Below are 25,860 nucleotides of genomic sequence, written 5' to 3'. Positions count from 1 at the left end.
GAAGGCTCACTTTGTTACAGGAACGGGCCCGATGACACTGGCACCTGACATAATCGAACTGGCTGCTCGCGCCCGCGCAGACCTGCGCATGGGCGTTCCGGTCGTCATAGGCACCTCACTTGTGCTTGCCGCCGAAACGCTAGGCGAGGCACGGCTGAAAGCGTTGCAGATCGCGGGAATGCCTTTGGTACTGGCGATCACCGACTGGCGCGCCCGCACCTTGAAAGCCCGCGCCTATGACACCGATCTTGCGCGGATTGTGGTCCCAGCGGACGCACCCGTCGACTGGATTATGGCCGTCGCGGATCCTGCCGACGACCTGAATGCCCCTATGAAAGGACCATTGCAGAGCGTGCGGGATGGCGATGCAAGTGATGCGCGCTTGGCGATCCGGCTTGCCAAAGACGCGCGATTGTTGCCTGCCGTGCTAACTGCCGAGCTCGACAACCCAACCGTCTATGCGGCACAAAACAGCCTGACCTTGCTGGACGCAGACGCATTGGCCAAGATCGTTTTGACCCCTAGCCCGTTGCATCCCTTGGTCAGCGCTCGCCTGCCCTTGGAAGTCAGCGAAGCGGGTCGTCTGCACGTGTTCCGCCCCGAAGATGGCGGTGAGGAGCACTACGCGATAGAAATCGGCCAACCGTCCCGCTCGAAGCCGGTGCTGACACGCCTCCACTCTGCCTGCTTCACCGGTGATCTGTTGGGGTCGCTGAAATGCGACTGCGGGCCGCAATTGCGCGGCGCGCTCGCGCAGATGGGGTCGGAGGGACACGGCGTATTGCTCTACCTGAACCAAGAAGGGCGCGGCATCGGTCTGGCAAACAAGATGCGGGCATACTCGCTTCAGGATCAGGGGTTCGACACGGTCGAGGCCAACCACAGGCTTGGGTTCGAGGATGACGAGCGCGACTTCAGGATTGGTGCCGGAATACTCAAGTCGATGGGTTTCAGTAAAGTGCGGCTGTTAACGAACAACCCCGCCAAGCTGGCGATGCTGGAGGCAAACGGGTTAGAGGTCGTCGAACGAGTGCCTTTGAAGGTCGGCGAAACTCACCACAACACCGATTACCTTGCAACCAAGGCGGCCAAGTCAGGGCATCTTCTGTGACACCGGAAGACATTGTCGTGACCAGATGGGGTGCGCGATACATGGGGGGCGTATTCCCGTGCAGCATTGGAAAAGGCGGCATCTCGGATGACAAGCGCGAAGGCGACGGGGCAACGCCAGCGGGTAGGCATCACATCGTCGGCATGCTCTACCGCCCTGACCGGATTGTGCAACCCGCGCCATGGGCTATCCCCATCGGCCCTACGGACCTCTGGTCCGACGCCCCCAACGACCCTTCCTACAACCAAATGGTGCGCGCACCCTATGAGTCGAGCCATGAAGCCTTGCGCCGGGCTGATCCACTTTACGATCTGGTGATGCTGACAGACTGGAATTATCCGGACGCCGTCGCCGGTCGTGGTTCCGCTATATTCATTCACCGTTGGCGCAAGCCACGTCATCCCACCGAAGGATGTGTCGCGTTTTCAGCGCCGGACTTGCTGTGGGTCGCGCAGAACGTCCGGCCAGGCACACGGCTCATCGTCAAGCCTTAGGTGGCACCCGCTCTCCGAAGATCGCGGAGCCGATCCGAACACAGGTCGCACCTTGCGCTATAGCCGCCGGGTAGTCCCCGCTCATGCCCATGCTCAATTCTGGCAGATCATTCCGCTCAGCCAGATCGCGAAGTAGGGAGAAATGCGCGGATGGGTCTTCGTCCACTGGCGGGATGCACATCAGGCCAATCACGGGAAGGTGCAGCGCGCGACACTCCGCGACGAATGCGTCGGCATCCTCGGGCATTATACCGGCCTTCTGCTCCTCTCTACCTGTGTTCACTTGAATGAAAAGCTTGGGGCATTGCCCCAGTTCATCCCGCATCGTCGCAATCCGTTTGGCAAGCTTCAGGCGGTCCAGTGTGTGAATGTAGTCGAAAAGCTCCATCGCCTGGCGCGTCTTGTTTGTCTGTAACGGGCCGAGCAGGTGGAGTTCCACGTCGTCATACTGCGCCTTGAATGACGGCCATTTGGCAGCGGCCTCCTGCACGCGGTTTTCGCCAAAGATGCGATGACCTTGGTCGAGCACCGCTTTAACCCGTTCATCCGGCTGGACCTTGGATACTGCAATCAGCTTCGTCGAACCTTGTGCGCGACCTGCCTGCTTCTCCTCGGCTTTGATGCTGTTCTGAATATCGGAAAGGGACATGGTCGAGCTCCTGCACGGTGACTAGCTCTATCCAACATACCGTTGCACAAAAGAAAAGAGCGGGCCGAAGCCCGCTCTCACTAAATCGTCTGGTTCGGTTGAGCTTAGAAGCTCAGGCCGAGACCCAAGGAAGCGGATTTTTGCTTCACGCCAGGAGCGGCTGCTGTTTCGCCTTGGCCGTAGCCGAAGTGAACAACTGCGCCACCGCCCAGATCGTAAGCTGCCGCGATGCCGAAGCCATCGTTTTTGGTGCCGTTGTTCAGCTCAACTTCACCGTAGTTGACGTGCATGGAGATCGCACCGGTGGTGTAGCCAAGGCCAATGCCCATGTTGCTGTCGGGGCCAGTTGCGCCAACGGAGCTCCAGTCAGCGTATTGGATGCCAGCGGACAGACCGTTTGCGAAGGTCGCGTCAACCGACACACCGGTTGCTTTGATATCGTCGGCTACGCCTACGTTGTCAGCTGCCTTCTGATGACCCAAACCGAAGTTTACGGTCGTACCAGATACGTTCATCGAGTATTTGAAGCCAACTGCATAGCCGATGCCGGTGTTTGCAACGTTCGAGCCGTTGTCGTCTTCCAAGGAGACCGCAACACCGAACGCGCCCGAAGTGTAATCCCAACGCAGGATTTGGCCATCGCCATTTGAGCCGTTGTTGTTACCATCAAGGTATGCACCAACGTAACCAGCATGCTCGGTCTCATCGTCAGCGATGGAGCCAGGGTTGCCAACGTTACCTGCATCCGTCAGGGCCCAGTCAAGAGCGCCATCAGTGTCGCCCATCGTAACGGTGCCAAAGCCACCGGAGATGAAGATCGTTGCGCCGCCGTCGTCAGAGTTGTTCTGAGTTGCGTTGGAAATTGCGCCACCTTCGTCCAGATCAACGGACGCGCCGAAGGTCAGGCCGTTGTCGGTTTCGCCGGACATAGTGAATGTCACGTCAATGTCGGTGAAGAATTGCGGGTCGCCGTTGTTGGCCAGGCCCTTTGCAGCACCGTATGCCGCGTTGTACTGAAAGATACCCATTTCGGCACGACCGGACAGGGCAACTTCAGCAGCAGCAAAGCCAGCGGTGGAAATCAGCGCAGTGGATGCGATAAGGATTTTTTTCATGACTATATGCCTCTTAGAGTTTGCGCGACTGAGATTCGCCGCCTTTATTTCCTAGACTTTTCTATGAAAAAATCGCGGCACTAGAAAGCGAAAGAAATTCGACACTGCGAAGTAGGCGCTTTTTTGCAACAGCAACCATGAACAAAGAAAGGCGGACCATTTGGTCCGCCTTTCAAAACCGATCGCGTGGTGGGAGAGCTTAGAAGCTCAGGCCCAAGCCGAAAGACATGGTTTTTGATTTGTCAACCGTTGCAGTGCCTGCAGCGTTGACAGTGTCGCCGGAACCGTAACCGAAGTGCACAACTGCACCACCGCCAAGATCGTAAGCAGCGGCCAAACCATAGCCGGATACGTCAGCAAAACCTGTTTCGCCGGAGAACTTGCCGTAGTTGGCGTGGATCGAGAACGCGCCGGTTGTGTAGCCAAGGCCAAGACCAACATGCTTGTCAATGTTCGAGTCGCTGAAGTCTGTGTAAGTCACGCCAGCGGACAGGCCGTTGGCGAAGCTAGCGGACACGGAAACACCGGTTGCTTTGGGGTCTACAGCGTTACCAGCGTTGTCAGCGGCTTTCTGGTGACCCAAACCGAAGTTCACAGTCGTGCCGGACAGGTCCAGAGCATATTTCAAGCCAATTGCGTAACCGACGCCGGTGTTCGCTGCATTCGAGCCGTTGTCGTCTTCCAAGGAGACTGCAACGCCGAAAGCACCCGAGGTATAGTCCCAACGCAGGATTTGGCCGTCGCCAGCAGAACCGTTGTTGTTACCGTCAAGCCACGCGCCGTTATAGCCAGCATGTGTGGTTTCGTCGTCAGCCAGGGAGCCCGGGTTGCCGACATTGCCGGCATCCGTCATCGCCCAGTCCAGAGCGCCGTCGGTATCGCCCATCGTCACGGTGCCGAAGCTGCCGGAGATGAAGATCGTTGCGCCACCATCGTCAGAGTTGTTCTGAGTTGCGTTGGAAATTGCGCCACCTTCGTCCAGATCAACGGACGCGCCGAAGGTCAGGCCGTTGTCGGTTTCGCCTGACATGGTGAATGTCACGTCGATATCCGTGAAGAACTGAGTGCCGTTGGACGTAACCACGCCAGCAGCGCTAACGGAGTCGGCTTTGAAGATACCCATTTCGGCGCGGCCGGTCAGAGCAACTTCAGCGGAAGCGGCGCCTGCAAAGGCGACCAGTGCTGTGGATGCAAAGAGAACTTTTTTCATCGTTTTCCCTCGAGAGTTTCATTATTAGGTGCACCTCAATTCAGGGAATCCGAACTGAGTCCCAGCCTGTTTCATACTTCTGCCCGCTCAATTCAAGCCGACGCGGTAGGCCGCAAGGTTTCACCCGAAAGTTGATGCAACTGCGCCACACCCCCGTTTTTCGGCCAGATATGCACGGCACTATTCTTTCTTGTTCCACCACGCCGCCTCCGATATGACAGGGAAAACAACAGGCCGAGAGCATCTATCATGGCGAAAACCCCTATTTTGAAGTGGACGGCGGCTTGCGCCCTTGTCCTGTCGCTATCTGCTTGTGGTGGCAACGGATTGTTCGGTGGCGGCAAAAACGAGCGGCGCGAGAATGACCCAAACGGTTTCTCCCGCGACTATGACAGCGCCGCGCGCTCTTATGCGGTCAAAAAAGGCAGTCGGCTCAGTGACCTGTTCGTCAACAATCAGGACCCCAACGTCACCTTGAAGGTGAACAAGTATCTGTGGAAGGCGTCGCTTGATGTCCTGAACTTCATGCCCGTCGAAGCCGCCGATCCGTTCACCGGCACCATCGCTCTTGGCTACGGTCGGCCGCAGGGCAGTGGCCGCGCATATCGCGCGACCGTCTATATTACTGATCCCGCGCTGGATGCGCGCTCGCTGCGCGTGTCGCTGCAAGGCGCTGGCGGCAGCGCCGTATCGACGCAAACCGCCCGCGCCGTGGAGGACGCCATCCTCACCCGCGCCCGCCAACTGCGGATCGCAGACGGCAAGCTCTAGGCTCTGGACCAAGTCCAGTTGCATCCCTATTACATGCGCCGGGCCTCATCGCCCGGCGCTTTTCGTATCCTAGGAAGACCAGATGTCCCGCTACAACGCCCGCACCGTAGAACCCAAATGGCAAAAGGCTTGGGACGACGCCCAGACCTTCCTCGCCACCCGCGACGAAACGCGCGAAAAGTACTACGTCCTGGAGATGTTTCCTTACCCGTCGGGCCGCATCCATATCGGACATGTGCGCAACTACACGATGGGCGACGTCATCGCGCGGTATAAGTCGTCTTGCGGCTTCTCTGTTTTGCACCCGATGGGGTGGGACGCTTTCGGAATGCCTGCGGAAAACGCCGCAATGGCCATCGGCGGTCATCCCAAGGAATGGACCTACGGCAATATCGAAGCGATGCGCGACCAGATGAAGCCGCTGGGCCTTAGCATCGACTGGACCCGCGAATTCGCCACCTGCGACCCCGAATACTACGGCCAGCAGCAGTCGCTGTTCCTCGACTTCATGGAAAAGGGCTTGGTCTACCGCAAGAACGCAACGGTGAACTGGGACCCCGTGGATATGACCGTGCTCGCCAACGAGCAGGTGATTGACGGCAAGGGCTGGCGCTCCGACGCGCCAGTGGAGCGGCGCGAGTTGACGCAATGGTTCTTCAAGATCAGCGATTGGTCTGAGGAATTGCTGTCCGCGCTGGACGGCCTCGACAACTGGCCCGACAAGGTCAAACTGATGCAGGCCAACTGGATCGGCAAGTCGCGCGGCTTGCAGTTCGCTTTCGAGCGCACTGATGGCGGTGACGCGATTGAGGTCTACACCACCCGCCCCGACACGTTGATGGGTGCCAGCTTCATCGGCATCTCGCCCGACCATCCCCTCGCCAAGGAGCTGGAGGCTTCCGACCCCAAAGCCGCCGCGTTCATCGCTGAGTGCCGCAAAGGTGGAACCACGGCGGAAGCGTTGGAGACCGGCGAGAAAATCGGCTATGACACGGGCCTGAAGGTCAAGCATCCGTTGAACCCTAACTGGGAGCTGCCGGTCTGGGTCGCCAATTTCATCCTGATGGACTACGGCACCGGCGCGATTTTCGCCTGCCCCGCCCACGACCAGCGCGATCTGGATTTCTGCCGCAAGTATGGCTTGCCGGTGATCGACACGTTCTTTGCGCTCGACGATCAAACTCCGGTCACGACCGAAGCCTTCGTGCCGCCAAAAACCGACACGGTAAAATGGGTCGACCATTTCGCGGGGCTTGACGTAGCGACGGGCGAAGAGGCTATCGACGCGACCATCGACTATGCGGAGAAAGCCGGTTGGGGCCAAGGCGTCACCAAATACCGCCTGCGTGACTGGGGCCTTTCGCGCCAACGCTATTGGGGCTGCCCGATCCCTGTCGTCCACTGCGAAGACTGCGGCGTGGTGCCGGAGAAGAAAGAGAACCTGCCCATTAAACTGCCCGACGATGTGACCTTCGACATCCCCGGCAACCCGCTCGACCGCCACCCGACATGGCGCGACACGCCCTGCCCGTCTTGCGGCAAAGCCGCCAAGCGCGAAACCGACACGATGGACACGTTCGTAGACTCGTCGTGGTATTTCGCCCGCTTCACCTCGCCCCACGCAAGCACGCCGACTGATATGGCCGATGCGGAATACTGGATGAATGTCGACCAATATATCGGCGGCATCGAGCACGCGATCCTGCACCTGCTCTATTCCCGCTTCTTCGCCCGCGCCATGCATGAGACGGGGCATCTGCCCGCGTCGGCGAAAGAGCCGTTTGATGCCCTGTTCACACAAGGCATGGTGACCCACGCGATTTATCAAACGCGGGACGAAAACGGGCGGCGGGTGTATCATTTGCCGGAAGACGTGGACGAGGTGAACGCAACGCTCCGCGCTACTGGCGAGCCGGTCGAAGTCATCCCCTCCGCCAAAATGTCCAAATCCAAGAAGAACGTCGTCGATCCCGTCGACATCATCGACCAATACGGCGCAGATACCGCGCGGTGGTTCGTGCTGTCCGACTCGCCGCCCGAGCGGGACGTGGAATGGACCGCGTCCGGCGCCGAGGCCGCATGGAAGTTCCTTGGCCGCGTCTGGCGTTTGGCTGCGGAATTGGGTGACGGCGACGATACAGACCTAGATCTGGAACGCGCGACCGCGCAAGCCATCCGCGAAGTCACGCTGGGGATCGAGACTTTCGGGTTCAATAAGTCCGTAGCCAAGCTCTACGAGTTCGCCAACACGATCTCGAAATCCAAGGCTGGTCCCGGCGCAAAACGCAAAGCGGTGAAGACCCTCGCGCAGCTCATGTCCCCCATGACGCCGCACCTGTCCGAGGAAATCTGGGCGCATCTGGGCGGCGAGGGCCTGATTGCCAACGCCCCTTGGCCCGAAGCGGACGAGGCGCTGTTGGTTCAGGACACCATCACCATGCCGATCCAGATCAACGGCAAACGGCGCGGCGAAATCGACGTGGCTGCGGAGGCCTCGAAGGAAGAGGTTGAAAAGCTGGCGCTGGCGCATGATGCTGTGGTGAAGGCTCTCGAAGGACGCGAGCCGAAGAAACTCATCGTTGTGCCGGGCCGTATCGTCAATGTCGTCATTTAACCGCCGCTTCCTGCTGCTTGCCCTACCCGCACTCACCGCGTGCGGGTTCGAGCCGGTTTATGGCACGGGCGGCAGCGCGGAAGGCCTGCGCGGCCAGATCATCGTGGATGCGCCGACGACGAAAAACAGCTTTGATCTTGTGGCCCGGCTGGAGGAACGGCTTGGCCGCCCGCAAGCCCCGATCTATGGAATGAACGTCGCGCTGACCGTCGAAGAAAAGGGCCTCGCAATTTCCGGTTCCAACGACATCACGCGCTACAACCTTCTTGGAACAGCAGTCTACGTGCTGCGCGACTTGGCGACCGATCAGCAGGTCTACAAGGGGACCGTGAACACGTTCACCGCGTATTCCGCTTCCGTCCAACCCGTTTCGACCCTTGCAGCGGAGCGGGACGCCCAGTTGCGCCTGATGACCGCTCTGGCGGACAAGATCACCAGTGATCTGCTGATAAACTCCGGCGAATTCTGACATGAAACTGGCCCCGAAAGACGCCCGCGCGTTCTTCGCCAAGCCTGATCCAACGCGCACCGGCGTGTTGATCTATGGCCCCGATGCCATGCGCATTGCGATGCGCCGTCAGGAGATCATCGCCGCACTGGTCGGGCCGCAAGGCGAGGAGGAAATGCGCCTGACCCGCATCCCCGCTTCCGAGCTTCGCAAAGATCCGGCCATGTTGATGGACGCGATCAAGGCGCAAGGCTTCTTTCCGGGCCAACGGGTCGCGTTCGTCGAAGATGCGACCGACACGGTTGCCAAGGCAATCGAAGCGGCCTTGAAAGACTGGCAGCAAGGCGACGCCACCATCATAGTTACCAGCGGGCAGTTGACGCCCCGCGCCGCGTTGCGAAAGCTGTTCGAGGGCCACAACAACGCCTACGCCGCTGCGATCTACGCCGACCCGCCCGGCCGTGACGAGATCGAAGCAGAACTGCGCAAGGCGGGTGTGACCGATATTCCCCCCGATGCAATGGGCGATCTGGTCGATCTTGGCCGTGTGCTGGAGCCGGGCGATTTCCGGCAGACGGTCGAGAAGCTGGCCCTATATAAACATGGCGACACGACGCCAGTGACCCCTGACGACATTGCCAACTGCGCCCCCGCGACGTCCGAGGCATCGCTGGACGACGCGCTGGACATAGTGGCGGAAGGCCGCTTTCAGGAGATCGGGCCGATTTTGGCGAAGCTGGAGGCGCAAGGCGTCGCCGCTGTCCGCCTTTGTATCGGCGCGACCCAGCATTTCCGCAAACTGCATCTGGCCGCGAGCGACCCGAAGGGGCCCGACGCTGGCATCGCCCGCGCCCGCCCGCCGGTGCCGTTCAAGCGCAAGGACCGGATGCTGCGGCAGGCGCGTGCGTGGGGCACCTACAAGCTGGAGACCGCGCTGCGGTTGCTGACCGACACCGATTTGCAACTCCGCTCTGCCAGCACGGCACCGCAGATGGCACTGATGGAACGCGCTCTGATCCGTCTTGCCATGATGAACCGTCGATAGGGGAACCCAAATGTACACATTGATCGGCCCCACAAAAACTCGTGCCTTTCGCGTGAGGTGGGCGTTGGAAGAGTTGGGGCAGCCCTACACCCAGATACAGGCCGCGCCCCGCTCGGATGAGGCGAGGGAATACAACCCATCGGGCAAGGTTCCGGCTTTGGTTGACGATGGCGCGACGCTGACTGACAGCACCGCGATCATCACCTATCTGGCGGATAAACACGGCAGCCTGACGCACAAGGCCGGAACGCTTGGACGGGCGCGGCAGGACGGGTTCACGCATATGGTGCTGGACGAGTTCGACGCCATCTTGTGGACGGCCGCGCGACACAGTTTCGTATTGCCCGAGGAGATGCGCGTAGCCGACATCAAGCCGTCGCTGAAGTGGGAATTCGCAAACTCGGAAGCCACACTGGTCGCGCAAATGGGCGACGGCCCCTATTTGATGGGCGAAACATTCACCATCGCTGACATCGTGTTGGGCCATTGTCTTGGCTGGGCGGTCGGGGCGAAATTCGCGCTCTCCCAGCCACGTCTGACCGACTACCTTGCACGTCTTCGTGAAAGACCGGCCTACAAGGCGGCGCGCGCCGACTAGGACAGCTATCTTGCGCTTTGCACTGACGGACGCGACGCATACGCCGCTGCTGCACGTCCCGCCCAGCGTCCGGTAGCCAAACAACCCGTGATGAGGTAGCCGCCGGTGGGCGCTTCCCAATCCAGCATTTCACCGGCAGCGAAGACGCCCGGACGGTCACGAAGCATCAAGTTCTTGTCCAACGCGCTTGCCGCCAACCCCCCGGCGGTCGAGATGGCTTCGTCCAGCGGGCGCGGGCCTTCGTGATGCACCGGCAGCGCCTTGATGAGAGCTGCCAAGTCAGCGGGATCGTCCGGCAAGGGGCGCGCGAACTCTTGCAGCAGGGCCAGCTTGACCGGCTCCAGCTTCAGATTCTTGCGCATGTGGTTGGCGAGACTATTCTTGCCGCGCCTACGGCGTAGACGTTTTTCGATCTCAATCGCAGCGAGGTCCGGTAGCAGGTCTATGGTCAGATCAGCGCCGTCACGCACAGCTGCCGAAACGGCGTAAATGCCGCCGCCTTCCAGACCTTTTGCCGACACCACGGCCTCACCGCGTATCGCTTCTCCACCAGCGCAAGTGGCGATGTTCTTCAACGGCTCGCCCAAGTGGTCCGCCATGTGCGACGACCAGTTTACTACGAGCCCCATATTCGCTGGCTTGAAAGGGTGTAGAGCGTCCGCGGTGAAGTGCTCCGACCACGCACCATCAGACCCTAACCTGCGCCAAGACGCGCCGCCCATGGCGAGGATCGTGACCGCGGGCGCAACCTCCACCACACCTTCCTGCGTATCGAAAACGCTCGCCTCACGACGCCACCCCGTCCACCGCCATCGCGTTTGGAACGTCACGCCCTTTCCCGCCAGCCGCGCCAGCCACGCCCGAAGCAGCGGCGAGGCCTTCATGGCCTTCGGAAATACCCGCCCGCTGGAGCCGGTGAAAATCGGCTGTTCCAGATCCTCGGCCCAAGCCATGACCTCGACCGGTCCGAACTCCCGCAATGCGGGCAGGAGCCAATCGGACTTGTAGGCATCAAAAAATTTGGCCTCGGGCTCGTCCTTGGTCAGGTTCAGCCCCGATTTGCCCGCCATGAGGAACTTGCGCCCGATTGACGGCTTCTGCTCCGCAACCGTCACGGACAAGCCCGCATCCGCGAGCATTTCTGCCGCCATCAGGCCCGCGGGACCGCCCCCGATGACAAGGGCGTCGCTCACTTCGGCATCTCGCCTTTGAATTCCACAACACGGTGTGGATAGGGGATCTGGATGCCGTTGTCTTTCAACGCGTTCCAGATCAGGAACAGCACGTCAGAGGTGTATTTGTGCCGCCCGTCGTCAATGCCGTTCACCCAGAACTCCACCGAGAAATCGATGCCGCTGTCACCAAAGCCACGCAGCTCGCAATCTGCGGGGTAAGGCTCTTCCAGCACGTCGGGGTGGCCCTGCACGGCGGCTTCGACAATAGCGGGAACCGTGTTGATGTCGGTGTCGTAAGATACCGAAAATTCCGCCTCGTAGCGATTGGCGGAGCCTTGATCCGAGTAATTGATGACCCGCGTAACGATAAAGTCCTCGTTCGGCACGACGATCCACCGACCGTCATAGGTCTCCAGAATAATCGCGCGGGCGGTCATTTTGACGATGGTGCCCGCCTCGCCGCCGTCAAGCTCGACAAAATCGCCGACGGTTGCCTGTCCTTCCAACAGCAGAATGACACCCGAAATGAAATTCGATGCAATCTTTTGCAGGCCAAAACCAAGACCAACACCGATGGCACCGCCTAGCACGGCAAGGCTGGTAAGGCTGATGCCCATGATGTTCATCAACAGCAGGAACGCGGCACCGAAGATGATGATCTCGACGGTTTTCACCGCTAGTTGCCGCGTCGCGGGGCGAAGTTCGCGCTGCTTGCTGATCATCGCGGCGCTCTGGTCGTTCGACCAGCGACCGAGCCAGAACAGCAGCGAACCCGCGATGAGCCCGCGCACCAATGACATCAGCGAGAACGAGATATTGCCAACGCCGACCTGGAACTCGGTCAGAGCCTCGGACACGGTATCCAGCAGACCAAGCGCGTAGATCGCGGCGATGGGGATCAGGACGAACTTGCCCAGCAGCTTGAGGAACGGGTCCGTAATCACCCGCTGGACCAGAATTCGCGCCGCCAAGAACAGGAAAACCCGCTTGCCGAAGGCTATAACCGCGCCGCTGTCGAACATCGAACGCACGACCTGCTCTCCCACGGCCGTGAACACATATGCGAGCAACGGCAGCATGAGCGGCAGGAAACGCAGCACGAAACGGCGGGCGGTGGCCAGCAGATTATCGGCGTCCTCGGCAGGCGTGAGAAGACCCCGAAGCGCCCTGTTGATGCGGCGGCTCAACAGCCATGCCAGCCCGAATGCGACCAGAAGCAGCGCGAATTGGGACCATGCGGCGGGGCTGGTCAGCCAACTCAGCGCAAGCTCCCATCCCTGCTCGCCATAACTCAGCATCTTCTGAATAAATGGATTGTCTTCCATCGCATGCGCCTCTGGTCGTGCTAAATAATTTGCTAATCTCTAGTCGCTCGCCCGCATCAAAGGAAGCCTAATGGCACATGAGTATCCGATCTGCCCATTGTGCAAACGCCCGATCCCGCCCGACGCGAAACAGAGCCTGCACCACCTGATCCCGAAGCTGAAAGGCGGCAAGGGCGGGCCCGTGGTGCTTCTGCACCAGATTTGCCACAACGAGATTCATGCGACACTGACCGAAGCCGACCTGGCTCGGAGCTACAACACACCGGACGCGCTCAGGGCGCATCCCCGTTTGGAGAAGTTCGTCAAATGGGTGGCAAAGCGACCACCGGATTTCCATTCCAAGACACCCGGCGCCCGCCCCGGCGCAAGACGACGCCAGAAAGGCTAGCGCAGCATATCCTGGATCGCGGCGGTATGTTCGGGTGCAGCGGACACGACGTCTGCCGCAAGGGCTTTCGCTTCGTCCAGCAGCGCCGCATTGTCGACGATGCGATCAACCAAACCCCAATTTAGAGCCTCTTCTGCTCCGATTTTCTGCCCCCCCATCAAGATCACCTTCGCCCGTGACGGTCCGACAATCGCCGCCAAGCGCGCGGGGTCGGAAGGCTGCGGCAGAAAGCCCAGCTTCATGACGGGATAGAAGAATTTTGCAGTCGGCACGCAAATACGCAGATCACAGGCAAGGGCCATGCCCATTGCCCCGCCTGCCAAGGTGCCATTCAGCGCCGCGATGCTAAGGCCCGGAAATTCCGCGATGGCCCGTGACAGGCGCTCCCAGATCGGATCGGTCGCCAGGCCTTCCTTGGCGGCCTCGATATCTGCACCCGCGCTGAACACCTTGCCTTCGCCGGTCAGAACAAGCGCCCGCGCCTCGCCAGCGGCAGACTCCACGGCGACTGCGAGGTCTTTCAACATGCGGCGGGTCAGGGAGTTCGCTTTCTCCGGCCGGTTGATCTTGATGACCCAGATGGCGTCGTCCTTGCCCACCTCGATCATTCCCCGACGCCTACACGCTTGCGGATACTTTCGTCGCGCAAAGACACTTCTTCGCCCAGATAGTCATTCGCTTCAGAGCCGCACATCCACAGTAACGCCTTGGCGGGCCAGTCGGCGGGAATATGGACGGAGGGGTCCAATTCGCTGACGGGATTGATGCCGCTCGCCTTGATCTTGACCTGCATGTCGGTCGCCACGGTGCCGGGCGACATGCCCATGACGCGGATACCCGCATCGCCGTGCTCTTTATGGATCGCGCGGGTCAACATGGCCGCACCGGCTTTGGACGTGCAATAGGCACTCCACCCTTCCAGAGGGTTGTGCGCGGCACCGGAACTGACGTTCAAAATCGTGCCAGACCCTTGCTTGATCATCGTCGGCAAGGCGGCTCTTACGCCATAATAGACACCTTTCAGGTTCACATCTATCAGGTGGCCCCACGCCTCGGGATCGCTGTCCTCCAGGCGCGCGATGGGCTCTATGACACCTGCGTTGTTTACCAATATGTCGAGCCGCTGAGTTTTGTCCAAAGCCTCCCGAACCGCCAATGTCCAGTCCTCGTAGCTGGCGACATCACCCGGACAAGCAATGGCGCGATCACCGATCTCGTCAGCCAATACGTTCAACTCCTCGGCGCTGCGTGCCATCATGAAGACAGTCGCTCCCGCTTCTGCCATGAGGCGGGCCGTGTCCGCGCCGATACCACGACTTGCGCCCGAGATCAGAGCCGTCTTTCCTGTGAGATCAACCATAAGTTCCTCCGCCTTTTACGCCATCTGACCTTCACCGGCGCAGAGTTGCAAGCGCTCCCTTCTCATCGCTGCCTTGCAAGCGGCCTTCCTTAGGACTACCTCCAAAGCCGAAGCCAGCCGGAGTACGCCCATGTCTCAAGACCTCGCCGCATTGACTGACCGAATGCTGCAAGCCGCCCGAAAGGCAGGCGCAGAAAGTGCGGATGCGCTCGCGGTCGACGGGACGTCCGTCTCGATTGACGTGCTCGGGGGTAAACTTGAACACGCCGAGCGATCCGAAGGCGTCGATATCGGCCTGCGGGTTCTGGTCGGGCAAAAGCAGGCGCTGGTCTCATCATCGCTGTTCGATGACGCGACACTGGCTACGATGGCGGAGCGTGCCGTAGCCATGGCCCGCGAAGCGCCGGAAGACCCTAATATCGGGCTCGCCGATCCGTCGCAGATGGCGAAAGACTGGAATTTGGACGCCTTGGAGCTGTTTGACGACACGCCCGAACCCGCCCCTGCCACGCTGGAGGAAGACGCAAAGCGCGCCGAGACCGCGGCGTTGGCCAAAGACGGGATCACTCAGGTGCAGTCCGCCGCGGCGGGCTATGGCCAGCGGCGCATCCATCTGGCGACATCAAACGGATTCTCCGGCGGATACAAGCGCAGTAGCCGCAGCTTGTCCTGCGTCGCGATCACCGGCGAAGGCACCAAGATGGAGCGCGACCACTACGGCGAAGCCCGCGTTTTCCAAGGCGACCTGCCAAGCCCCGAAGACGTGGGGCGCATCGCGGCGGAACGCACTCTGGCCCGCGCCAATGCGCGTCGGCCAAAGACCGGCAGCTACCCCGTCATTTTCGACGAACGCATTTCGTCATCGCTGATCGGCCACCTGCTTGCGGCCTCGAACGGGATGATGGTGTCGCGGGGGTCGTCCTGGTTGATTGGCAAGCTGGGTGAACAGATATTGCCGGAAGGACTGTCGATAACCGAGAACCCGCACCGGCCGCGCATTTCCGGCTCCAAGCCATTTGACGGGGAAGGTCTGCCGACTGCGCAACGCGACATCGTGCGCGACGGCGTGCTGCAAGGCTGGACACTGGACCTTGCCAACGCACGCAAGCTGGGCATGGAAAGCACCGCTTCGGCGTCGCGCGGAACTTCCGGGCCACCCAGCCCATCAGTGTCTAACATTGCCCTAACACAGGGGGATCGCTCCCTTCAGCAGCTTTTCGAGGAAATGGGAACCGGGCTTTGGATCACGTCCATGATCGGCTCCACGATCAATCCGAACACGGGGGATTATTCACGTGGGGCGTCCGGCATCTGGGTCGAGAACGGCGAGCCGCAATATGCCGTCAATGAATGCACCGTCGCTGGAAACCTGCTGGACATGCTGGCCCGCATCCAACCTGCCAATGACGCGCGCACCCATCTTTCCCGCGTGGTCCCCAGCCTATTGGTGGAGGGGCTGACGCTTGCCGGTGACTGACGACCTGCGCCTCCTGATAGACGCGGCGCATGCCAGCGGCGATATCGCACGCAAGCATTTCGGCGCGTCGCCCGAGGTCTGGGATAAGGACGGCAATGCCGGTCCAGTGACCGAGGCGGATCTAGAGATTGACACCATGCTGCGCACCGATCTGCTCGCCGCGCGTGCAACCTATGGGTGGTTGTCGGAGGAAACAGAAGACGACGCCGCGCGGCTTTCGCATGACCGCGTTTTCATTGTCGATCCCATCGACGGAACGCGGGCGTTCATCGCCGGGGAGCGGCACTTCGCGCATTCGCTTGCCATCGCCGAAGGCGGGCGCGTCACCACCGCCGTAGTCTATTTGCCTATGATGGATCTCTTGTTCGCGGCTACGGAGACCGACACGGCAACGCTGAACGGCGAGCCCATCACGACGTCCTCACCACAAGGTCTTGAAGGCGCGACGGTATTGGCGACCAAACCGAATATGCGACCCGAACACTGGATTGGCGAGGTGCCGCCGGTTAAGCGAAAGTTCCGCCCGTCGCTGGCATATCGGTTGTGTTTGGTGGCGCAAGGTCGCTACGACGCCATGCTGACCCTTCGGGATTGCTGGGAATGGGACATTGCCGCAGGTGATCTTATCGTGCGTCAAGCGGGCGGGCGGGTGACGGACCGGCATGACCATCCGCTTGTGTTCAACAACCCTCTCCCAAAAACGAAGGGATGCCACGCTGCGGGGGTTTCGCTGCATTGCGCCTTGCAGTCGCGGATTCGCCAACAGGACCCGCAATAAGCCCCTGTCACCCGCCTGTCCCATCGCGTAATGTCCCCGCACATATATGCAACACCGGAGCCCTTACATGACCCAACGACTGCACCTTGTTTTTGGCGGCGAACTTGTCGACCCGACAAAGAACGCATTCAAAGACGTCAATGACATTCACATCGTCGGCATGTTTCCGGACTACGCCAGCGCGTTCGATGCGTGGAAGTCCGAGGCGCAGCGGACTGTCGACAATGCCCATATGCGGTATTTCATCGCCCATATCCATCGCCTGCGCGACGAAGGCACCGAGGCCTCTCCGACCGAGGAACTCGGCGACTAGGGCCAGCATCCGCAATGGCGTTTTCCCCCATTCTAGCGCTCTATCTGAATGCCTCCGGCTGGACGGTTCCGCTTGCCAATCGCAAGCTGGCGTCGCGCCTTGCTGACGGCAAGGAAGACCCCGCACGCATCGAGGAGCGGCGCGGGATCGCGTCTTGCCCCAGACCCCGCGGGGAGCTGATCTGGTTTCATGCCGCGTCGGTCGGCGAGTCGCTGTCGCTGCTGGATCTCATCGAGTCCCTGATAGACGAACGGCCTGATTTGAACGTGCTTATCACGACCGGCACCCGAAGTTCTGCAGAGCTGTTAGCGAAACGCCTGCCTGATCAGACAATTCACCAATTCGTTCCGCTTGATACGGTCCCGTTCGTGCGGTCATTTCTGGATCACTGGAAGCCCGATGTTGCTATCTGGACAGAGAGCGAGCTTTGGCCTGCGCTGATTTCCGAGACATGCGAGCGGGGGATTCCTATGATCTCGCTCAACACCCGCATGTCGCGGGACTCGTTCAAGAAATGGCTTTGGTTGCGCGGAACGGCGGGAGCGTTGTTGAACAAGTTCGACCTGTTTCTGACGCAAGACCGCATCACCGCAAAACACCTTGTCAGACTTGGCGCGCCTTCAAAGCGGGTGCGGGTCAACGGATCGTTGAAAGAAAGCAGCGGGGCTTTACCACATGACGAGGCCGCGCGCGCGACCATTTCAGCGGCGCTGGAGACCCGCCCTGTCTGGCTGGCCGCCTCCACCCATCCGGGCGAGGACGAAATCGTCGCAGAGGCACAACGCATCGCCCGCCGCGCGGCACCGCGTTTGCTTTTGATCATCGCGCCAAGACATCCGGAACGCGGACCAGCCATCGCGGAGATGCTCCGCAGCGAGGGGTGGCGCGTGGCGCTTCGCTCCGAGGGGGCCGAACCGGACGCGGTGATCGACATATATCTTGCCGACACCTTGGGCGAGATGGGCCTGTGGTATCGCATCGCTCCGCTGTGTTTTGTCGGCGGTTCTCTGGTCGAAATCGGGGGCCACAATCCTTACGAACCTGCTGCACTGGGCTCTGCGATCATTCACGGACCCCACGTCGCCAACGCCAAGGATGTCTATGACCGGCTGGACGAGGTCGGAGGCGCCAAACAGGTGACAGACGCCCGCACACTTGGCGATGCCGTGATTGACCTGCTGGAACCGCACCGTTCCGCCGAGATGGCGCACGCAGCTTGGGAAATCAGCAGCCAAGGTGCGCAAGCCGCAGAGGCGGCGTCTGTAGAGATCATCGCGGCGCTCGACAGAGCGGCGGAGAAGAGCTGATGCAGCCGCCACGCTTCTGGCATCGACCACCCGGCTTCTGGTCCACCATTCTCTCTCCGCTCGGGGCACTCTATGCGTTCGGCACATCACGGCGGCTGGCGCGGGGGACGGCTCTGAAGCTAGGCATTCCGGTGATCTGCATCGGCAACATCAACGCAGGCGGCACTGGAAAGACGCCGACCGTGATTGCCGTCGCGCAGCGGCTGCAAGCTATGGGGTTTACTCCCCATATCGTATCTCGCGGCTACGGCGGCACGTTGGAGTCCGCCACTCGCGTGGACGAACGCAAGCATAGCGCCGATGAGGTCGGGGACGAACCGCTGCTGCTCGCCGCCTTCGCGCCGGTCTGGGTTTCGCCAGATCGCGCACAGGCTGCGAAGCTCGCGGAACAGAACGGTGCCGATGTTGTCATTCTCGATGACGGATTTCAGAATCCATCGCTGCATAAGGACCTGTCAATCGTCGTCGTCGATGCCGCACGGGGCTTCGGTAACGGCAAGGTTCTGCCCGCTGGCCCTTTGCGCGAGCCGGTTCAAGTTGGGCTGGCGCGAGCCGACTTGTTGCTCAGCATAGGGCCTAATAAGGCGCAATCGCACTTTCTTGAGGTCTGGGGCACACCTCCCTGCCCGCATCTGATGGGCAGGCTTGCCCCCCTCCAAACCGGCATGGACTGGCAAGGCAGCCGCGTTCTGGCCTTCGCGGGCATCGGGCATCCGCAAAAGTTCTTTGCCACGGTTCGCGAACTTGGTGCAGAAATCGTAAAAGAAGAACCGCTGGAAGACCACCAACCCCTGTCGCAAGCGCTCATGCTCCGGCTGGAGAATGAGGCCATGCTTCTGGGTGCCCAGTTGGTCACAACGGAGAAAGACGCGACACGGTTGCCAGATGCGTTTCGGGCCAAGGTCCTGACCGTGCCGGTGCGTTTGGAGATCGAGGATTGGTCAGCGCTTGATAAAGCACTGACCAGACTGTTCTGAGGCTCAGAGCTCGGCGTCGATAAGCTCTTTCAAGTCGTCGTAGCTCATATTTGGATGGGTCGTGCCGTTGATCACCAGAGATGGCGTAGAACTGATGCCATCAGCGTCGGCATTCTTCTGGTAGACAGCAGCCATCGCTGCGGCCTTTTCACCATCAGTCAGGCAGGCATCCAGCGTTTCGTCGTCCAAGCCCGCCTGTTTGCCGAACTTGCGCAGGTTTCCGGCGATCTGCGCAGGCTCCCCTTGTGCCCACTCACGCTGGTTGTCGAAAATCAGATCGACGATCCCGAAATAGCGCATACCGCCGCCGCAGCGGGCAACCATACCTGCCCAAAGACCGTAGCGGTCAAAATAGACTTCGCGGAAGACAAACTTCACCTTTCCTGTGTCGATGTAATCTTTCTTCAGTTTCGGGAAGACATTGGTGTGAAACGTCGCGCAATGCGGGCACGTGAAGGAAGCGTATTCGACCAAGGTCACGGGCGCGTCCTCCTCGCCCAAAGTCATCTCTTTGACGCTCGAAGTGTCTACTTCAGCTGAATCAGACGTTTGTGCGTTTACGGGCGTCACAGGCTCGGGCGCGTTGCCGGTCAGCACGAACGCGCCTAGGCCAATGGCAAGGACGCCGACTATGGCGATCAGGATATTACGTTTCATGTGCTTGAGTTCCTTCTCAGGTGTTCTTTGTTCGGGCCATAACATTCTGACCCAGTCGTTCCAATGCCTGTCGCAAACCGTCGCTTTCGACGTCGCTGGCAAGTTCTTTACTTGCGGCTACGACCTGCGGGGGTGGTGCGGTTGGTTCTTTTGGTTTCGCAGCAAAGGCCAACTGCCCTTCGCTAAACCCCACCGGCGCGGTTTGCGTCACACGCACGCGGCTGATTGCCGAATAGCCGTAGCAAGCGTTCACCTTCTCGCGGATCTGCGGCAACAGTTGTTGCACCAAAGGTGCGTTAGAGCCGTTGCAAAGAACCGTCAACGTCGCGCCGAACCCCTCACGCCCATAGCCGACATCTAAGGGTCGCGCCATTCGTGCGGTGTCGCCGCCCACGATCTCTTCCCAGTGGGTCAGCAAGCGCATAACCGCAAAGCCCCGCTTTTCACCAGCCTTGCGAATCTGGGCGTCGACAAAGCCCGACATCGCCGAAAACCCCTTGGAGCCACGCCGACGGTAGGTCGGGCGGGCTTGCGTCTTCGTCGCGGAGTATGGCGTCTGCTTGCGAGTCACGGATTTTACCCTAAGTTGCGCCGGTAACCTAACGCCTCACCCTCGCGGTGTCAGACAAAAGCGACCTGATAAGGGAATAAATTTTGCGTGAACCCGTTTCTTCGGATGTCCTTCTGGCGTGGTACGATCGGAATGCCCGACAAATGCCTTGGCGCGTCTCGCCACAGGATCGCAAACAGGGGATACCTCCTGATCCCTACAGGATTTGGCTGAGCGAAGTCATGCTTCAGCAAACCACGGTCGCGGCGGTAAAGGCCTATTTCGAGAAGTTCACAGCACTCTGGCCAACTGTCACCGACCTTGCCCGCGCGAAGGACGCGGATGTGATGGCCGCATGGGCGGGTCTTGGGTACTACGCACGGGCACGCAATCTGCTGAAATGCGCCCGCGTAGTCGCAGATGAGTATGGCGGCGTTTTTCCGAATGATCGCGCCAGTCTTCAAGCGCTTCCCGGGATCGGCCCCTATACGTCCGCCGCCATCGCGGCGATCGCGTTTGATTTGCCGGAAACAGTGCTCGACGGAAATGTTGAACGCGTGATGGCACGGATTCATGCGGTCGAGACCCCTCTGCCGACCGCCAAGCCGGAGCTGATGGCCCTTGCACAGGCTCTAACACCGCAGAATAGGGCCGGTGACTACGCGCAGGCGGTGATGGATTTGGGTGCGACGATCTGCACACCCAAGAATCCCGTATGCGGTCTATGCCCATGGCGCGAAGGCTGCGCCGGTTACGCATCCGGCATCATGGTGGAGCTTCCGCGCAAGCTTCCCAAGAAGACCAAACCGACGCGTCGCGGGATCGCTTATGTGCTGCGCAACTCTGCCGGTGAATGGCTGCTGGAGACGCGGCCCGATAGCGGGCTTCTTGGCGGCATGCTGGGCTGGCCGGGCAGTGACTGGTCAGAAGACCCGACACCTGCGCCGCCTGCCGACGTGGACTGGCAAGCCGCAGGAATGGAGGTACGGCATACTTTCACGCATTTTCATTTGATCCTCGACGTGATGGTATCGCGCTCCGATGTCGACCCTATACAAGGGGATTTGGTGCCCCATCACGCCTTCAGGCCCGCCGATCTGCCGACAGTCATGCGCAAGGTATATGACGTGGCGAAACACCGCTTCGAGCAGAATTGAGAAGCGTGAAGCAAGCGCGTAAACTCTACCCCAAACCCCCGGACCGGAGAACGCAGATCATGGCGACCCTGAGCAGTAGCGAAGTCTCGAAATTCAGCGCGGCTGTGCCGTTCTGGCTGTCTTTGCTCATGATACCGCTCGCTCTGATTGGTGCGACGCAAGGCGGCTGGTGGCTGGTCCTGTTACCGCTGTATGGGTGGGGCATGTTCTCGGTGCTTGATGCGATCATCGGATTGAACCTCGACAACGCGGATCTGGAAACGACCGAGGATGATCTGTTCTGGTATCGGGTCATCACCATGATGTGGTTCCCGCTGCAATTCGTCCTGATTTTTGGCATGATCGCCTACGCAACCCGTGCAGACCATCTGTCGGGTTGGGAGCAGATCGCGCTGTTTTTCGGCGTTGGTGTGATCTCCGGCACAATTGGGATCAACTACAGCCACGAATTGATGCACCAGAAAAACAAGCTGGAGCGGTGGCTGGGCGACCTGCTGCTAGCCAGCGTGCTTTATTCGCATTTCCGCTCCGAGCATTTGCTGGTCCATCATCGCTATGTCGGCACGCCGAAAGACCCTGTTACTGCCCGATATAACGAAGGCTTTCATCGTTTCTTCCCACGGGTGTTGCGGGAGAGCCTTGTTTCCTCGTGGCGGGCCGAAAAGGCGATGCTGGCGCGGAAGGGTTTGCCCGCAACCGATCTATCCAATCCGTTCTGGCGCTACTGGGCCCTTCAGGCGGGTATGCTCATCTTGGCGTTTTTGATTGGTGGCTGGGCTGGTCTGGGGCTTTTCGTGTTTCAAGCATATGTCGCAATCTGGCAGCTGGAGCTAGTGAACTACGTCGAGCATTACGGCCTGACCCGCAAGCATCTTGGGGACGGCAAGTATGAACACGTCCAGCCGCGCCATTCGTGGAACGCTGCGCACAAGGCATCCAACTGGCTGCTGATCAACTTGCAGCGCCACTCCGACCACCATTACAAGCCTGACCGGCGCTTTCCGCTGCTTCAGAACTACACCGAGGAAGACGCACCGCAATTGCCTTATGGCTATCCAGTGATGACGCTGGCCGCAATGGTGCCGCCTGTCTACCGGCGGATCATGAACCCGCGGGTGCGAAAGTGGCGGGCGATGTATTACCCCGAAATAACGGATTGGGCGCCGTATAAAGCGGCGACCAACCCAATGCCACGCTAGCGAAAGCGCTCGTTGACGCCCTTGACCTAAAGCGCGTAGCCGTTGCGCCTTGATGCCTCGACCACCGGCCGCCAGTAGCCAAGCGCCGCGTCGGTTGCGCTGTTGTGAGCGGGCGCTTCGGTTCCGATCATCTCGGCCCGCTGGCGCAGTGCCTCGACCTGATAGGGTGCGGTCCCAGCGATGTAGATCGACGGCGCTATTCTGGAGCAGCGCATGTCGTCCTGCTCACCCGAAAACCCCAGATAGGGCGCGATCAAAACACTACCCGGCCGGGCCTGCGCCATGATCCTGTCTTCCATTTCCTTCAGGCCGTCCGGGTCTTTCAGCGGTCTGTAGAAATATATCACGTCGTAGCTGGCATAATCGTCAAAGCACCGCGCGTCGGCTTCCATGATACAGTTGGATGGCGCGTCAAGTTTGGCCAAGGCAGCGGACCCGACCTGCACTTGTGTCGGGTTGTTCTCCAACCCCTTGGCGTCAGGGAAAAACGGCATCGCAGCCCAGATCTTTGTGCCACCGCCGCAACCGACGTCCAGAAAGCGCGGAGCGGTATCTCGACCTTGGGCAAGACAAATCCGGTAAGCTGCGTGCATCAGCGCCTCAAAATGCGTCGCGGGTAATGCAACGTCGGGGTGCGCGTCTGAAAGACGGTTCATCATCGCTTCGGCCGATGGCAACGCCAAGGTGTGCAGCGCCGAATACAGGTGGTTGACGTACCGGTTATGCGCGCCCTCCATATAATCCTGCGGTTGGGGCATCAGATCCTTGCGTATCGGCGACACCTGCTTGTTCACCATATCTTCGACGCGCGACCAAAGGCGCAATCTCGTGTGCGCTGCATTATACCTGACCCGCTGCTCGATCTCGGAGCGATGGGCGTCTCTGTACCTCGGGTCAGATAGCACCGACCCGCTTTCTTGCAGCGCTGAACGAAGCTGCACCCTGTAGCGCGATATTGGCCGCCATATCTTGGCGAAGCCCGGCGTGCTGCGTTCTGTCGGCGGAAGCGACAGGAAGTCGGCCAGACGCAGTGTCAGCGGGGCTAACTCGGCTTCCAATTTCTCAAATTCTGGCATCCAGTAGCCGCCCTGACCGAAATATCTTATTAATAACGTGTAGATACGTTAGAGATAACGCTACGTCATTGCCAGAGTCCCAAAGCGTGAAAAAGCGTGAAAAAAATGCCCCGCACCTTGGGTTAGGGCGGGGCAGTTATGTGCTGCGGTGAAGCCGCAGGCACAGGCGGTAACTGTTGAATTTTGTTTAGTTCATCTCGGCGCGGATTTGCTGCCGAAGCAGGTCAATCGGAACCTTCTTCCCGTCGCGCTTGAAGGTCCAGTATGTCCAGCCATTGCAGCTTGGTGCGCCTTCCAGCGCCGCGCCGACTTGGTGGATCGACCCTTTGACATCGTCACCGATCAATGTGCCGTCAGCGCGTATTTTCGCCTTGTGACGCCCATTCAGGCTCCACAGTTCTTCGCCGGGCGTCAGCATCCCTCGCTCGACCAACTGACCAAAAGGCACGCGTGGCTCGGCGCGTTTGGACTGGGTGACCTCCAGCGAGCTACGGTCAAACTTGCGCACGTTCTTCAGGCGTTTTTCAGCGACCTCACGATACGCGGCCTCGCGCTCGATCCCGATAAAATCGCGGCCCAGCTTCTTGGCAACTGCGCCAGTGGTTCCGGTCCCGAAAAACGGGTCGAGCACAACATCGCCGGGATTGGTCGTGGCAACCAAAACGCGGTGCAGCAAGCTCTCGGGCTTTTGCGTCGGGTGGGCTTTGTCACCTGCATCGTTTTTCAAACGCTCGTGCCCGGTGCAAATCGGCAGCACCCAGTCGGAGCGCATTTGCGTGCCTTCGTTCAGCGCCTTCAACGCCTCGTAGTTGAAGGTGTATTTGGAGCTTTCAGTCTTGGAAGCCCAGATCAGCGTTTCATGCGCATTTGTCAGCCGCTTGCCGCGAAAATTCGGCATCGGGTTCGACTTGCGCCAAACAACGTCATTGAGCATCCAGAACCCTTGGTTCTGCAATTCGGCCCCGACGCGGAAAATGTTGTGATAGGAGCCGATGACCCAGATCGCACCATTGGGTTTCAGCAGGCGCTTGGCGGCTTTCAGCCACGCTTGCGTGAACTCGTCGTATTTGCGGAAGGACGCGAATTGGTCCCAAGCGTCGTCAACTGCATCGACTTTGGAGTTGTCGGGGCGGTGCAGGTCACCGCGCAATTGCAGGTTATAAGGCGGGTCCGCAAAGATCAGGTCGATGGAGCCTTCCGGAAGGCTGTTCATCGCTTCGATGCAATCACCGTCTAATATCGAATTCAGCGGCAATGCTTCATGCATCACCTTTGTCATTTTTCCCATCATCTGCCTCAAGCTGGTGCACGTTGTCGTGCTTGTTCGCTGTGTTGTCCTAAGGATGAGTCAAAGCTGATTCTCTGTCAAAAGCTTTATATTTCAACGAGTTGAAAATTATAGGTGACACAAGATATTGTGGACTGGTTTGAAGCTACGTCTATGATGTGGGGTCACACCAAGTTCAATTAGGGCAGAAATGTGGCTCTTGGTCGGGTAGCCCGCGTTTTTCTCCCATCCGTAGCCGGGGTATTGTTGCGCAAGTGCATCCATGTGTCTGTCGCGCGTCACTTTTGCCAATATTGAAGCGGCGGCAATTGACTGCGAGCGTGTATCCCCCTTCACGATCGCGGTCGCGGGTGGCCCCATCTCGCGGGGGATTTTGTTTCCGTCTACCAATACGTGGTCGACCTGACCCAACCCCGCCACCGCTCGACACATCGCCAGATGAGAGGCGTGGTAGATATTGAGCGCGTCAATCTCGTCGACGCTTGCCTCCGCAATGTAGAAGCGGGCGCAGGTTATGATTTGGTCAAACAGAGCTTCCCGCTTCTTGGCACTGAGCTTTTTCGAGTCGTTCAGGCCTAGGGGAATACTCTCCGGATCAAGAATAACCGCCGCCGCGACGACAGGCCCGGCCAAAGGACCGCGACCAACCTCGTCGGTGCCTGCAATGGCAGTCAGGCCCTGAGCTAGGAGTGCCCGCTCGTAGGTGAAATCCGGTCCAGTCATGCCCGCACCAAGAGCGGGATTCGGGCCAAAGCGCAACCGCCGCCAACCGTAAAAA

General features: G+C 59.8%; 27 protein-coding genes. 15 read left to right on the top strand and 12 right to left on the bottom strand.

The features are described 5' to 3' along the window. Positions 1-31 precede the first annotated feature (31 nt). Entirely contained in the window at positions 32-1,111 is a 1,080-nt protein-coding gene (gene ribA / locus THALAR_RS17195) for a GTP cyclohydrolase II (RefSeq protein WP_021102879.1), read from the top strand. After that, a complete protein-coding gene (locus tag THALAR_RS17190; RefSeq protein WP_021102878.1) occupies positions 1,108-1,605 on the top strand; it encodes a L,D-transpeptidase family protein in 498 nt (165 codons plus the stop codon). The genes ribA and THALAR_RS17190 overlap by 4 nt, the downstream gene beginning before the upstream one ends. On the opposite strand, the gene THALAR_RS17185 is transcribed toward THALAR_RS17190, so the two are convergent. From THALAR_RS17185 to THALAR_RS17175, 3 genes are all read right to left on the bottom strand, one after another. Then, complete coding sequence (locus THALAR_RS17185) at positions 1,595-2,254, bottom strand: YggS family pyridoxal phosphate-dependent enzyme (protein WP_021102877.1); 660 nt, start codon at positions 2,252-2,254, stop codon at positions 1,595-1,597. The two genes, THALAR_RS17190 and THALAR_RS17185, sit on opposite strands and share 11 nt — an antisense overlap. Positions 2,255-2,358: 104 nt before the next feature. Further along, the gene (locus THALAR_RS17180) at positions 2,359-3,369 is read right to left on the bottom strand and encodes a porin (RefSeq protein WP_021102876.1); all 1,011 of its coding nucleotides are present in this window, start codon (positions 3,367-3,369) and stop codon (positions 2,359-2,361) included. A gap of 199 nt (positions 3,370-3,568) precedes the next feature. Further along, positions 3,569-4,579 carry a porin gene (locus THALAR_RS17175; protein ID WP_021102875.1) on the bottom strand — a complete coding sequence of 337 codons (1,011 nt, stop codon included), beginning with the start codon at positions 4,577-4,579 and terminating at the stop codon, positions 3,569-3,571. 249 nt (positions 4,580-4,828) lie between these two features. Between THALAR_RS17175 and THALAR_RS17170 the strand changes: the two genes are divergently transcribed. The 5 genes from THALAR_RS17170 (at position 4,829) to THALAR_RS17150 (ending at position 10,055) form a co-directional block, all read left to right on the top strand. Further along, on the top strand, positions 4,829-5,350 hold the full coding sequence (locus THALAR_RS17170; RefSeq protein WP_021102874.1) for a DUF3576 domain-containing protein: 522 nt from the start codon (positions 4,829-4,831) through the stop codon (positions 5,348-5,350). An 82-nt stretch (positions 5,351-5,432) separates the two neighbouring features. Next, complete coding sequence (leuS, locus tag THALAR_RS17165; protein WP_021102873.1) at positions 5,433-7,964, top strand: leucine--tRNA ligase; 2,532 nt, start codon at positions 5,433-5,435, stop codon at positions 7,962-7,964. Next, positions 7,951-8,433, top strand: a complete 483-nt coding sequence (lptE, locus tag THALAR_RS17160) for an LPS assembly lipoprotein LptE (protein ID WP_021102872.1) — start codon at positions 7,951-7,953, stop codon at positions 8,431-8,433. Before leuS ends, lptE begins: the two co-directional genes overlap by 14 nt. 1 nt (position 8,434) lies before the next feature. Beyond that, on the top strand, positions 8,435-9,457 hold the full coding sequence (holA, locus tag THALAR_RS17155) for a DNA polymerase III subunit delta (RefSeq protein ID WP_021102871.1): 1,023 nt from the start codon (positions 8,435-8,437) through the stop codon (positions 9,455-9,457). A 10-nt stretch (positions 9,458-9,467) separates the two neighbouring features. Further along, positions 9,468-10,055 carry a glutathione S-transferase family protein gene (locus tag THALAR_RS17150; protein ID WP_040819169.1) on the top strand — a complete coding sequence of 196 codons (588 nt, stop codon included), beginning with the start codon at positions 9,468-9,470 and terminating at the stop codon, positions 10,053-10,055. A gap of 5 nt (positions 10,056-10,060) precedes the next feature. Here the strand turns inward: THALAR_RS17150 and THALAR_RS17145 are convergent, their stop codons facing one another. Continuing rightward, complete coding sequence (locus THALAR_RS17145) at positions 10,061-11,248, bottom strand: TIGR03862 family flavoprotein (protein ID WP_021102869.1); 1,188 nt, start codon at positions 11,246-11,248, stop codon at positions 10,061-10,063. After that, positions 11,245-12,555 carry a mechanosensitive ion channel family protein gene (locus THALAR_RS17140; RefSeq protein ID WP_021102868.1) on the bottom strand — a complete coding sequence of 437 codons (1,311 nt, stop codon included), beginning with the start codon at positions 12,553-12,555 and terminating at the stop codon, positions 11,245-11,247. The genes THALAR_RS17145 and THALAR_RS17140 overlap by 4 nt, the downstream gene beginning before the upstream one ends. Before the next feature lie 70 nt (positions 12,556-12,625). Between THALAR_RS17140 and THALAR_RS17135 the strand changes: the two genes are divergently transcribed. Next, the gene (locus THALAR_RS17135; protein WP_021102867.1) at positions 12,626-12,943 is read left to right on the top strand and encodes an HNH endonuclease family protein; all 318 of its coding nucleotides are present in this window, start codon (positions 12,626-12,628) and stop codon (positions 12,941-12,943) included. On the opposite strand, the gene THALAR_RS17130 is transcribed toward THALAR_RS17135, so the two are convergent. Both THALAR_RS17130 and THALAR_RS17125 read right to left on the bottom strand, forming a co-directional pair. Further along, positions 12,940-13,551: an enoyl-CoA hydratase/isomerase family protein gene (locus tag THALAR_RS17130; RefSeq protein WP_021102866.1), complete on the bottom strand. Its 612-nt coding sequence runs from the start codon at positions 13,549-13,551 to the stop codon at positions 12,940-12,942. The genes THALAR_RS17135 and THALAR_RS17130 overlap by 4 nt on opposite strands. Beyond that, positions 13,548-14,303 carry an SDR family oxidoreductase gene (locus tag THALAR_RS17125; protein WP_021102865.1) on the bottom strand — a complete coding sequence of 252 codons (756 nt, stop codon included), beginning with the start codon at positions 14,301-14,303 and terminating at the stop codon, positions 13,548-13,550. Before THALAR_RS17125 ends, THALAR_RS17130 begins: the two co-directional genes overlap by 4 nt. Positions 14,304-14,433: 130 nt before the next feature. On the opposite strand from THALAR_RS17125, the gene THALAR_RS17120 reads away from it, so the two are divergent. The 5 genes from THALAR_RS17120 to lpxK all read left to right on the top strand — a co-directional run bounded on the left by THALAR_RS17120 (position 14,434) and on the right by lpxK (position 19,155). Continuing rightward, the gene (locus tag THALAR_RS17120) at positions 14,434-15,780 is read left to right on the top strand and encodes a TldD/PmbA family protein (protein WP_021102864.1); all 1,347 of its coding nucleotides are present in this window, start codon (positions 14,434-14,436) and stop codon (positions 15,778-15,780) included. Then, complete coding sequence (locus THALAR_RS17115) at positions 15,773-16,558, top strand: 3'(2'),5'-bisphosphate nucleotidase CysQ (protein WP_021102863.1); 786 nt, start codon at positions 15,773-15,775, stop codon at positions 16,556-16,558. The genes THALAR_RS17120 and THALAR_RS17115 overlap by 8 nt, the downstream gene beginning before the upstream one ends. Positions 16,559-16,625: 67 nt before the next feature. Next, positions 16,626-16,871, top strand: coding sequence for a DUF4170 domain-containing protein (locus tag THALAR_RS17110; RefSeq protein WP_021102862.1), 246 nt, complete (start codon positions 16,626-16,628; stop codon positions 16,869-16,871). A 14-nt stretch (positions 16,872-16,885) separates the two neighbouring features. Beyond that, entirely contained in the window at positions 16,886-18,178 is a 1,293-nt protein-coding gene (locus tag THALAR_RS17105; protein ID WP_021102861.1) for a 3-deoxy-D-manno-octulosonic acid transferase, read from the top strand. Then, positions 18,178-19,155 (top strand): tetraacyldisaccharide 4'-kinase, encoded by a 978-nt coding sequence (lpxK, locus tag THALAR_RS17100; protein WP_021102860.1) that lies wholly within the window; start codon positions 18,178-18,180, stop codon positions 19,153-19,155. The genes THALAR_RS17105 and lpxK overlap by 1 nt, the downstream gene beginning before the upstream one ends. A 3-nt stretch (positions 19,156-19,158) precedes the next feature. Here the strand turns inward: lpxK and THALAR_RS17095 are convergent, their stop codons facing one another. Together THALAR_RS17095 and THALAR_RS17090 are read right to left on the bottom strand one after the other, a co-directional pair. Beyond that, the gene (locus THALAR_RS17095) at positions 19,159-19,812 is read right to left on the bottom strand and encodes a DsbA family protein (protein ID WP_021102859.1); all 654 of its coding nucleotides are present in this window, start codon (positions 19,810-19,812) and stop codon (positions 19,159-19,161) included. A gap of 16 nt (positions 19,813-19,828) precedes the next feature. Beyond that, entirely contained in the window at positions 19,829-20,296 is a 468-nt protein-coding gene (locus THALAR_RS17090; protein WP_021102858.1) for a DUF721 domain-containing protein, read from the bottom strand. A 230-nt stretch (positions 20,297-20,526) separates the two neighbouring features. Here THALAR_RS17090 and THALAR_RS17085 point away from each other — a divergent pair, with 230 nt between their 5' ends. Both THALAR_RS17085 and THALAR_RS17080 read left to right on the top strand, forming a co-directional pair. Next, a complete protein-coding gene (locus tag THALAR_RS17085; protein WP_021102857.1) occupies positions 20,527-21,519 on the top strand; it encodes an A/G-specific adenine glycosylase in 993 nt (330 codons plus the stop codon). A gap of 59 nt (positions 21,520-21,578) precedes the next feature. Next, positions 21,579-22,718, top strand: a complete 1,140-nt coding sequence (locus THALAR_RS17080; RefSeq protein WP_021102856.1) for an alkane 1-monooxygenase — start codon at positions 21,579-21,581, stop codon at positions 22,716-22,718. Positions 22,719-22,744: 26 nt separating this feature from the next. Here THALAR_RS17080 and THALAR_RS17075 read toward each other — a convergent pair whose 3' ends face one another. The 3 genes from THALAR_RS17075 to THALAR_RS17065 form a co-directional block, all read right to left on the bottom strand. Next, positions 22,745-23,794, bottom strand: a complete 1,050-nt coding sequence (locus tag THALAR_RS17075; RefSeq protein WP_021102855.1) for an SAM-dependent methyltransferase — start codon at positions 23,792-23,794, stop codon at positions 22,745-22,747. 187 nt (positions 23,795-23,981) lie between these two features. After that, positions 23,982-25,073, bottom strand: coding sequence for a site-specific DNA-methyltransferase (locus tag THALAR_RS17070; protein ID WP_154666825.1), 1,092 nt, complete (start codon positions 25,071-25,073; stop codon positions 23,982-23,984). Positions 25,074-25,190: 117 nt separating this feature from the next. Beyond that, positions 25,191-25,805, bottom strand: a complete 615-nt coding sequence (locus THALAR_RS17065) for a ribonuclease HII (protein WP_040819160.1) — start codon at positions 25,803-25,805, stop codon at positions 25,191-25,193. Positions 25,806-25,860 lie beyond the last annotated feature (55 nt).

It is taken from the genome of Litoreibacter arenae DSM 19593 (assembly GCF_000442275.2).
Taxonomy (GTDB): domain Bacteria; phylum Pseudomonadota; class Alphaproteobacteria; order Rhodobacterales; family Rhodobacteraceae; genus Litoreibacter; species Litoreibacter arenae.
Note: the sequence above shows the minus strand (reverse complement) of the source record. Positions and strands in the feature narration are given on the sequence as shown.